The sequence below is a fragment of the Streptomyces sp. NPDC041135 genome (assembly GCF_055592085.1).
Genome location: NZ_JBVIYZ010000045.1, coordinates 1 through 11,223 on the forward strand (window position 1 = coordinate 1; position 11,223 = coordinate 11,223).

Below are 11,223 nucleotides of genomic sequence, written 5' to 3' on the forward strand. Positions count from 1 at the left end.
TTCGGGATCAGCGGCACCAACGCGCACGTCATCATCGAGCAGGCACCCCGGCCCGAGCCGGAACCGGAGCCCCAGGACCGGCCCGAGCCGGTGCAGGCCCCGGGATCGGTCGCGTGGGTGATCTCCGCGCGCACGGCCGAGGCGCTGCGCGACCAGGCCGCCCGTCTCGCCGCCTTCGTCGAGGCCCAGCCGGACCTCGCGCCGGCCGCGGTGGCCCGTGCGCTGGCGACCACCCGGGCCACCTTCGAACACCGCGCCGTCACCGTCGGCACCGACCGCGCGCAGCTGCTCGCGGGGCTGTCGGCGCTCGCGGCGGGGCGGTCGGCGGACGGGGTCGTCACCGGTGAGGTGAGCGGGGGCGGAACGGCCTTCGTGTTCCCGGCCGGCGTGGGCGGCGGCGACGCCTGGACCGCCGCGGTGGCCCGGCTCGCCGACGAGGTACCGGAGTTCGCCGCCCACCTCGACGAGTGCGCGCAGGCCCTCGCGGGCCTGGTCGACTGGGACCTGCGGGCCGTGCTGAGCGGGGCGCCGGACGCGCCCGGCGCGGAGCGGGAGGACGTCGCGCGGGCGGTCCTATGGGCCGTGGAGGTGTCGCTGGCCGCGCTGTGGTGGACCCTCGGTGTGGTGCCCGACGCGGTGGCCGGGCAGGGCGTGGGACTGGTCGCCGCCGCCTGCGCGGCCGGGGTGCTGAGCCTGGCGGACGCGGCCCGCGTGGTCACGGCCCCCCTCGCGGCCGGGGACGGCGACGACGAGGAGGCGCTGGCCGCGCTGGCGTCCGTACGGCCCGGCACCGCCGCGATCCCCGTCCATACGGCGGCCGGGGCGGCGCTCGACCCGGCCGCGCTCGACCCGGCGTACTGGCTGCGCTGCCTGCGCGAGACGGCGTACCCGGAGGACGGGGCGGCGGCGCTCGGCGACGGCATCACCGCCCACGTCGAGTGCGGGCCGCACACCGTGCTCCCGCGGGGCGGCCGGCCGTCGCCCGCCGCCTCCCTGCTCCTCGCCGCCGCCCGCCACCACGTGCGCGGCACCACCGTCGACTGGGCCCGGCTGCTGCCCGCGACCCCGCCGGTGGCGCTGCCGACGTACGCCTTCCAGCGGGAGCACTACTGGCTGACGGCGGCGCGGCCCGCCGGTGACGTGACGGCGGCCGGGCTCGGGGCCGCCGGACATCCGCTGCTCGGCGCCCTGGTGCCGGTGGCCGGGGGTGACGGGCTGCTGTTCACCGGCCGGCTGTCGCTGCGGACCCACGGCTGGCTCGCCGACCACACCGTCGCCGGGACCGTACTGCTGCCCGGCACGGCGTTCGTGGAGATGGCGCTGCGCGCCGGCCGGGAGACGGGCTGCGAACGCCTGGCCGACCTGACGCTGGAGGCGCCGCTGCCGCTGTCCGCCGACGGTGTGCAGGTGCAGGTCGCGGTGGACGCGCCGGACGCCTCGGGCCGCCGCGCGGTGAGCGTCTACTCCCGCCCCGCACAGCCGCCCGCCGACGAGGCCGGCACGGACCCCGGCGAGACCGCCTGGACCCGGCACGCCTCCGGCCTGCTCGAGCCCGCCCCGGCCGACCCGGAGCCCGTCACCGGCGAGTGGCCGCCCGAGGGCGCGGAACCCGTCGACCCGGCCCGGCTGTACGACGTCCTGGCCGGACAGGGCTACACCTACGGGCCCGGCTTCCAGGGCGTACGGGCTGCCTGGCGGCGCGACGGCGACGGCTTCGCCGAGGTGGAGCTGCCCGGCGAACTCGCCGGGGACGCGGCGTCGTTCGGCATCCACCCGGCGCTGCTGGACGCGGCGCTGCACGCCGGTCTGCTGCCCGACGACGGCGACGGCGGGCGGGCGGCCGAGCCCAGGCTGCCGTTCGTCTGGTCGGGAGTGCAGGTGTTCGCGCCCGCCGCCCGCTCGGTCCGGGTACGGCTGACCGCGACCGCCCCGGACACCCTGGCCCTGGACGTCACCGACGACGCCGGGCACCCCGTCGCCCGGGTCGAGTCGCTCGCGCTGCGCCGGGTCCCGGGCGGCACGCTCGCGGCCGCGGCCGGCACCCGGTCGCTGTACGCCCTCGACTGGACGCCCGCACCGGCCACCGCACCCGCAGCGGGGGCCGGCACCGGCGCCTGGGCCGTCGTCGGACCCGACTCCCCGGCGGTCGCGCGGCTCACCGCCGCGCTCACCGAGGCCGGCGTCACGGCCGTCCGGTACCCCGGCACGACCGCCCTGCTGGACTCCGCCGCGGCCGGCGAGCCGCTCCCCGGCCAGGTCCTCCTCGCCGCGGCGGCGGACGACGACGGCGACGTACCCGGCCGCACCCACCGCCTCACCCATCACGTGCTGGGCGAGCTGCAACAGTGGCTCGGGCGGCCCGAGGCGGGCGGCGTCCGGCTCACCGTGGTCACCTCGGGCGCGGTCGCCGCACGTGACGGCGACGACGTCACGGACCTGGCGGGCGCGGCCGTGTGGGGCATGCTCCGCACCGTCCAGACCGAGCAGCCCGGCCGCTTCACCCTGGCCGACCTGACGGACGGCGAGGCCGGCGGTCTGGCCGGCGCCCTCGCCGGTGACGAGCCGCAGCTCGCCCTGCGCGACGGACAGCCGCTGGTGCCCAGGCTGGTGCGGGTGGCGGACCCGGCCGGCGCGGCGCCCGCGCCGCCCCTCGACCCCGAGGGGACCGTCCTGGTCACCGGGGCCTCCGGCACCCTCGGCGGGCTGTTCGCCCGGCACCTGGCCGACCGGTACGGCGCCCGCCGGCTGCTGCTGGCCAGCAGGCGCGGCGCGGACGCACCCGGCGCCGCCGAACTGGCCGCCGCGCTCGCCGCGTCGGGCACCGAGGTCACCTTCGCCGCCTGCGACGTCACCGACCGCCAAGCCGTCGAACAGCTGCTGGCCGCGATCCCGGCCACCCGTCCGCTGACCGCCGTCGTGCACACGGCCGGCCTCCTCGACGACGGCACGGTCACCTCACTGACCCCCGAGCGGCTGGACACCGTCCTCGCACCGAAGGCCGACGCGGCCTGGCACCTGCACGAGCTGACCCGGGACAGCGACCTCGCGGCCTTCGTGCTGTTCTCCTCCGTCACCGCCACCCTCGGCAACCCCGGCCAGGCCAACTACACCGCGGCCAACGGCTTCCTGGACGGCCTGGCCGGGCACCGGCACGCCCACGGGCTGCCCGCCACCTCGCTCGGCTGGGGCCTGTGGGGCGAGTCCACCGGCCTGACCGGACACCTCGACCAGGCCGACCTGGCCCGGATGACCCGGGGCGGCATCGCCCCGATGGACACGGCGCTGGGCCTCGCCCTGTTCGACGCCGCCCTCACCACCGGCCGGCCGGCGCTCGTCCCGGCCCGGATCGACGTCGCCGCGCTGCGCGCCGACGCCGGCACCGGGCAGCTGCCCGCCGTGCTGACCGCCCTGGTGCGGACCCCGGCCCGCCGGACCGGCCGGGCGGCGGGCGGCGCCGACGGCGCCTGGGCGCGCCGGATCGCCGCGCTGCCGCCGGACGAACGCCGGGCGGCCGTCGCCACGCTGGTGTTCGCGCAGGTCGCCACCGTGCTGGGGCACGACAACCCGGCCCGGGTGGAGGAGGCGCGGCCCTTCCGCGAGGCCGGGTTCGACTCGCTCGCCGCCGTCGAACTGCGCAACCGGCTGGGCGCGGCCACCGGTCTGACGCTCTCCCCGACCCTCGTCTTCGACCACCCCACCCCCGGCGCGGTCACCGACCACCTGACCGAGCTGGCCGCCGGTGACGGCGACCGGCCCGCCGACGACACCGACGCGCCCCCGGCCGACAGGCGTACGGCGGCGCACGCGGACGACCCCGTGGCCATCGTCGGCATGAGCTGCCGCTACCCCGGCGGAGTGACCTCGCCCGAGGACCTGTGGCAGCTGGTGCGGCACGGCGTCGACGCCGTCGGCGAGTTCCCGGCCACCCGCGGCTGGAACGTCGCCGACCTGTACGACCCGGACCCGGACCGGGTGGGCCGCAGCTACTCCAAGGACGGCGGCTTCCTGTACGACGCGGACGCCTTCGACGCGGAGTTCTTCGGCATCAGCCCCCGCGAGGCCCTCGCCACCGACCCGCAGCAGCGGCTGCTGCTGGAGACCGCCTGGGAGGGCCTGGAGCGGGCCGGCATCCCCCCGCAGACCCTGCGCGGCAGCCGCACCGGCGTGTTCGCGGGCGTCATGTACAACGACTACGCCTCCCGGCTGCACCCGGCGCCCGAAGGGTACGAGGGCCACCTCGCCAACGGCAGCATGGGCAGCGTCGCCTCCGGCCGGGTCGCCTACACCTTCGGCCTGGAGGGCCCGGCGATCACCGTCGACACCGCCTGCTCCTCCTCGCTGGTCGCCCTGCACCTGGCGGTACGGGCACTGCGCGAGGGGGAGTGCACCCTGGCACTGGCCGGCGGCGTCACCGTGATGTCCACACCGACCACGTTCATCGAGTTCTCCCGGCAGCGCGCCCTCTCCCCGGACGGCCGCTGCAAGGCGTTCGCCGAGTCCGCCGACGGCACCGGCTGGGCCGAGGGCGCCGGTCTGCTCGTGCTGGAGCGGCTCTCCGACGCCCGCCGCAACGGCCACGACGTCCTCGCCGTGATCCGCGGCAGCGCCGTCAACCAGGACGGGGCGAGCAACGGTCTCACCGCGCCCAACGGCCCGGCCCAGCAGCGGGTCATCCGGCAGGCGCTCACCGACGCCCGGCTGAGCGCCGCCGACGTCGACGCCGTCGAGGCGCACGGCACGGGCACCACGCTCGGCGACCCGATCGAGGCCCAGGCGCTGATCGCCACCTACGGCCGGCACCACGACCCCGAGCTGCCGCTGTGGCTCGGCTCGCTGAAGTCCAACATCGGCCACTCGCAGGCCGCGGCCGGCGTCGGCGGGATCATCAAGATGGTGATGGCGATGCGGCACGGGCTGCTGCCGCGCACCCTGCACGTGGACGCCCCCACCCCGCACGTCGACTGGACGGCGGGCGCCGTCCGGCTGCTCACGGACGAACAGCCGTGGCCCGGCCGGGAGCGCCCGCGCCGCGCCGCCGTCTCCTCCTTCGGCATCAGCGGCACCAACGCCCACGTCATCGTCGAGGAACCCGCCGCACCCCGGCCCGCGCCGCCCGCGGCCACCGCGCCCGCCGACCCCTACACCGGCCCGCTGCCCTGGGTGCTCAGCGCCCGCTCCGCCGAGGCGCTGCGCGAACAGGCGCTGCGGCTGCGGGAGTTCGCCACCTCCGAAGCGGCCCCCAGCCCGGCCGACATCGCCCTGTCCCTGGCCACCACCCGCTCGGTGTTCGACCACACGGCGGCGGTGCTGAGCGGCTCCCCGCAGGACCTGACCGGCTTCCTCGACGGCCTCGACGCGCTCGCCCGCGGCACCGACTCCCCCCACCTGCTGCGCGGCGGCGGCACCGGCCGCGGCCGCACCGCGTTCCTGTTCACCGGCCAGGGCAGCCAGCGCCCCGGGATGGGCCGGGAACTGTACGACACCGAGCCGGTGTTCGCGGAGGCCTTCGACGCCGTCTGCGCCCACCTCGACGTCCACCTGGACCAGCCGCTGCGGCAGGTGGTGTTCGGCGAGTCCGAACTGCTGCACCAGACCCGGTACACCCAGGCCGCCCTGTTCGCCCTCGAGACGGCCCTGTTCCGGCTCGCCGAACACCGGGGCCTCACCCCCGACCTGCTCATCGGGCACTCCGTCGGCGAACTCACCGCCGCCCACGCCGCCGGCGTGCTGTCCCTGGCGGACGCCTGCGCACTGGTCGCGGCCCGCGGACGGCTGATGCAGGCCGCCCGCGGCGGCGGGGCGATGCTCGCGGTCCGCGCCGCCGAGGCGGACGTACGGCCGCTGCTCGACGCGTATCCCGGCCGGGTCGACCTGGCCGCGGTGAACGGTCCGGCCGCCACGGTGGTCTCGGGGGACGCCGACGCGGTGGGCGAACTGGCCGCCCGGGCACGCGAGGCGGGCCTGAAGACGCACCGGCTCACCGTCAGCCACGCCTTCCACTCGGCGCACATGGACGAGGTGCTGGAGGAGTTCGCCCGGATCGCCGCCACGCTGACCTTCCACGCCCCGGCGATCCCGGTCGTCTCCAACGTCACCGGCCGCCTCGCCACCACCGGGGAACTGACCGACCCCGGCTACTGGGCCCGGCACATCCGCGGCACCGTCCGCTTCCACGACGGCATCCGCACGCTGCACGAGCAGGGCGTGACCACCTACCTGGAACTCGGCCCCGACCCGGTGCTGACCGCCATGGTGCAGGCCGCGTCCGACGGGCTGAGCGGCGCCGACGGCGAGCCGGCCGTGGCCACGTCCGCACTGCGCGCCGGACGCCCCGAACACCGCACCACCGCCACCGCGTTCGCCGCCGCCCACACCCGGGGGCCGGTCGCCCTCGCGGTCGCCGGCGGCGCCCCCGCGGACTGGCTCGACCGGCTCGCCCGGCACGGCGCCCGCCGCGTCGACCTGCCCACCTACGCCTTCCAGCGCACCCGGTACTGGCTTCAGGCCCCCGCCGCCGCGGCCGACGCCGGCGCGAGCGGGCAGGACGGCGCCGAGCACCCGCTGCTCGGAGCGAGCGTGCCCCTCGCCGACGGCAACGGGCTGCTGCTGACCGCGCGGCTGTCGCTGGCCGCCCACCCCTGGCTCGCCGACCACCTGGTGGGCGGCCGGGCCCTGCTGCCCGGCGCCGCCCTGGCCGACCTCGCCGTGCACGCCGGCGACCAGCTCGGCTGCGACCGGGTCGACGACCTCACCCTCCAGGCGCCGCTGGTGCTGCCCGAGGACGGCGCGCTGCGGCTCCAGGTGTCCGCCGGACCCGCCGACGCCACCGGCCGCCACCCGTTCACCGTGCACTCCTGCCCCGACGACGGCTCCGCCGACTGGACCCGGCACGCCGCCGGCACCCTGTCCCGCACCGGTGACGGCGCTCCGGCACCGCAGGAGTGGGCACGGACCTGGCCGCCGCCCGGCGCCGAACCCGTCGACCCCGCAGATCTCGCCGAACGCCTGCCGGCCGCCGGACTGGACTACGGGCCCGCGTTCCAGGGCCTGCACGCCCTCTGGCAGCACGACGGCACCCTGTACGCGGAGGTCGGGCTGCCCGCCGACGCCTCCCCGGACACCGGCCCCGCCGGCTTCGGCATCCACCCGGCGCTGCTCGACTCGGCGCTGCGGCCGCTGGCGCTGGGCCCGGCCGGCCCCGGCGCGGCGACCGGCCCCGACCAGGCGCACATCCCGTTCGCCTGGAGCGGCCTGGCCCTCCACGCCACCGGTGCCACCGCCCTGCGGGTGCGGATCACGCCGGCCGCGGCGGACGGCGGTGTCACCCTGGACCTCGCCGACCCCTCCGGCGCCCCGGTGGCCCGCGTGGACTCCCTCGCCCTGCGGGCCCTGCCGGCCGGAGCGGACCTCCCGGCCGACCCCGCCGCCGGACTGCTCACCGTGGACTGGCAGCGCCTCGACGTCCCGGCCGACGGCGCGCCGGCGGGGCACTGGACGCTCCTGCCCGCCCCGTCCGCCCCGCTCCTGCCCACCACGCTGCCCGGCGTGGCAGCCCTCACGCGCGCCGCGTCCCTCGCGGAGGCGGCCACCGGACCGGTGCCGGACGTCCTCGTCGCGGAGCTGACCCGCAGCGCCCCGGACACGCCGCCCGGCACCGGCACCGGTGCTGGCACCGGTGGCCGGCCCGCCCCCGCCCTAGCCGCGCACCACGCCCTCACCGCCGTACTCGCACTGCTCCAGGACTGGGCCGCGCGGGAGGAGCCGGCCGCCGTGCCGCTGGTGCTGGTCGGGCGGGCAGCCGCCGCCGTGCTGCCCGGGGAGGTGCCGGACCCGGCCGGTGCCGCCGTCGGCGGGCTGGTGCGGACCGCGCAGGCCGAGTACCCGGGACGCGTCCTGCTCGTCGACACCGACGGCCACGACGCGTCCGCGCGGACCCTGCCCGCGGCCGTGACCCGGGCCCTGGCCGCCGGCGAACCGCAGCTCGCGCTGCGCGAGGGGACGGCGTATGTGCCCCGGCTCGTTCCCGCCGCCGCGAACCCCGCCGGACAGCCGGCGGGAACGCCGTTCGACCCGGACGGCACCGTCCTGCTGACCGGCGCCACCGGACTGCTGGGCGGCCTGGTCGCCCGGCACCTGGTCACCGCGCACGGCGCCCGCCGGCTGCTGCTGGTCAGCCGCCGCGGACCCGCCGCGCCCGGCGCCGCCGCACTGACCGCCTCGCTGACCGCGCTGGGAGCCGAGGCCGACGTGGTGGCCTGCGACACCACCGACCGCCAGGCGCTCGCCGCGCTGCTGGCCGCCGTCCCGGCCGCGCACCCGCTGACCGCCGTCGTGCACACCGCCGGCGTCCTGGACGACGGCGTGCTCACCGCGCTGACCCCCGCCCGCCTGGACACCGTGCTGCGGCCGAAGGCGGACGCGGCCTGGCACCTGCACGAACTGACCCGGGACAGCGGCCTCGCGGCCTTCGTGCTGTTCTCCTCCGTCGCCGCCACCATCGGCACCCCCGGCCAGGCCAACTACGCGGCCGCCAACGCCTTCCTGGACGCCCTCGCCCACCACCGCCACGCCGCCGGACTGCCCGCCACCTCCATCGGCTGGGGCCTGTGGGGCGGCGGCGGAGGCATGGGCGACGAACTCGGGCAGAGCGACCTGGCCCGCCTCGCCCGCTCCGGCATCGCCCCCATGAGCCCCGGGTTCGCGCTGGACCTGCTCGACCGGGCCCTGGCCGGCCCGCACCCGGCACCGGTCGCCACCGCCCTGGACAAGGCTGCACTGCGCGGCCGGGCCGCCGCCGGCGAACCGCCCGCGCTCATGCGCTCCCTGGTCCGCGTCCCCGTCCGCCGCGCCGCCGCGGCCGGCGCCGGCCCGGCCGGACCCGCCGCGCTGACCGCCCGGCTGGCCGCGCTCACCGCCGACGAACGGCACGCCGTCCTCCAGGACCTGGTGGTCACCGAGATCGCCCAGGTACTCGGCCATGCCGACCCGCGCGGCATCGGCGCCGAACGCGGTTTCACCGAACTCGGCTTCGACTCACTGACGGCCGTGGACCTGCGCAACCGGCTCATCGCCGCCACCGGACTGCCGCTGCCCGCCACCCTCGCCTTCGACTACCCGAGCGCCTCCGCCCTGGCCGCCGAACTCACCGACCGGCTCGCCCCCGCCGAAACCGCCCGGCCCACCTCGCTCACCGCCGAACTCGACCGCCTCGAAGCCCTGCTCACCAGCACCGCCGGCACCGCGGAACACGCCGGCCTCGGCGGCCGGCTGGCCGGTCTGCTGCGCACCTGGCAGGCCGCCCGGGCCGCCGAGCCCGAGGACCTCGACTCCGTCACCGACGACGAACTGTTCGCCGCCCTCGACGACGAACTGGGACTGCTCGACTGACGCCCCGGACCACCGCACCCCCCAAGAGATCCGCAACACACCGGAGGTACCCGGAGATGGAAGAGAGGCTCGCGTGAGCACTTGGCGCGGCAACCCCTGGGCAGTGCTGACCGCACTGGCCCTCGGGTTCTACATGACCCTGCTGGACCTGACCATCGTCAACGTCGCGATGCCCGACATCATGGCCGACCTCGGGGCCTCGCTGGACCAGGTGCTGTGGGTGGTCAGCGCGTACGCCCTGGTGCTGGCGGTCCTGCTGATCACCGCCGGCCGGCTCGGCGACCTGTACGGGCCGCGGACGCTCTTCCTGGCCGGTGTCCTCGTCTTCACCCTGGCCAGCGTGGCCTGCGGCCTGGCCCAGAACCCGGCCGAACTCATCACCACCCGGGCCGTGCAGGGCCTGGGCGCGGCACTGATGGGCCCGCAGACCATGACCCTCATCGTGGCCGTGTTCCCGGCCGACCGGCGCGGCGCCGCCATGGGCGTGTGGGGGTCGGTGGCCGGCGTGGCCACCATCTCCGGGCCGACCCTGGGCGGACTGCTGGTGAGCGCGGCGGGCTGGCGCTGGATCTTCTACGTCAACGTCCCCGTCGGCCTCGCCGTCATCGCGCTGACCCTGCTGGTGGTGCCCGACATCCGCACCGGCCGCGCCCACCGCTTCGACGTCACCGGCGTCCTGCTGGCCAGCGCGGCCCTGCTCGCCCTGTGCTTCGGCCTCCAGGAGGGCCAGCGCTACGACTGGAACGGCCCGATCCTCGCCTGCGTCGGCGCCGGCATCGTCCTGGGTGCGGTGTTCCTGCTGCACCAGCGGGCCCGGCAGAGCGGCGAACCCCTGCTGCCGTTCGCGGTGTTCCGCAACCGCAACTTCACCCTGATGTCCCTGACCACCGGCCTGGTCGCCCTGTCCATGCTGGGACTGGTGCTGCCGTTCAACATCTACCTCCAGTCCAGCCTCGGCATGAGCCCGCTGCGGGCCGGCCTCACCCTGGCCCCCTCCCCGCTGGTGTCGATGGCCGTCGCACCGCTCGCCGGCCGCCTGTCCGACCGGATCGGCGGCAAGTACGTGCTGATGTTCGGCCTGGTCATGTACGGCACCGGGATCGGCCTGATCAGCCTGCTCGCCGGCCCCGACAGCCACTGGTACACCTTCACCCCGGCGCTGCTGGTCACCGGCATGGGCACCGGCTGCCTGCTGGCCCCGCTGGCCGCCGAGGCCATGCGCGCCGTCCAGCCGCAGCTCGCCGGCGCGGCCTCGGGCGTCAACAACACCATCCGGCAGCTCGGTTCGGTGATCGGCTCCGCCGTGGTCGGCGCGATCATGCAGCACCAGTTGATCAGCGAGGTCCGCTCGGGCGCCGCCGCCACCTCCGAGCGGCTCCCGGCCGGCGTACGGGACGACTACACCGGCGCCTTCGCCACCGACGCCGCCCGTGACGCCGGCGCCCACCACGTGGCCGCCGCCGTGCCGGCCGACCTGGCCGCCAGGGCCGCCGGGCTGGCCCGGCAGGTCTACGCCGACGGCTACCTGGCGATGCTGCACTCCACCCTGCTGCTGCCCGTCTGCGCCCTGACGGCCGGTCTGGTCGCCGCGCTCGCGGCCACCTCCCACGCCCGCCGGCCGGCGGCCGCGGCGGCACAGCAGCCGGCCGGCAGTCCGGCGGCGGACGCCAAGACCGCCTGACCGTCCCCACCCGGGCGGCGCCGCGAGCGACCGCCGTCCCCCGGACCCGGCCTAAGGCGAGGTGCCGCGGGATCTCCCAGATCGGAAGAGGGTCGTGTCGGGAAAGAGCGTCTGCAGGGCCGTGTAGGTCTCGGTTGTCGGAGCGGCAGGTGAGA

The 11,223-nt window shown here is 77.3% G+C and carries 2 protein-coding genes; both read left to right on the forward strand.

Translation table 11 applies throughout. The features are described 5' to 3' along the window. Nucleotides 1-6: 6 nt before the first annotated feature. Complete coding sequence (locus ACZ6CZ_RS36150) at nucleotides 7-9,387, forward strand: SDR family NAD(P)-dependent oxidoreductase (RefSeq protein WP_469030022.1); 9,381 nt, start codon at nucleotides 7-9, stop codon at nucleotides 9,385-9,387. Nucleotides 9,388-9,460: 73 nt separating this feature from the next. Beyond that, complete coding sequence (locus ACZ6CZ_RS36155) at nucleotides 9,461-11,068, forward strand: DHA2 family efflux MFS transporter permease subunit (RefSeq protein WP_469030007.1); 1,608 nt, start codon at nucleotides 9,461-9,463, stop codon at nucleotides 11,066-11,068. Nucleotides 11,069-11,223: the final 155 nt, after the last annotated feature.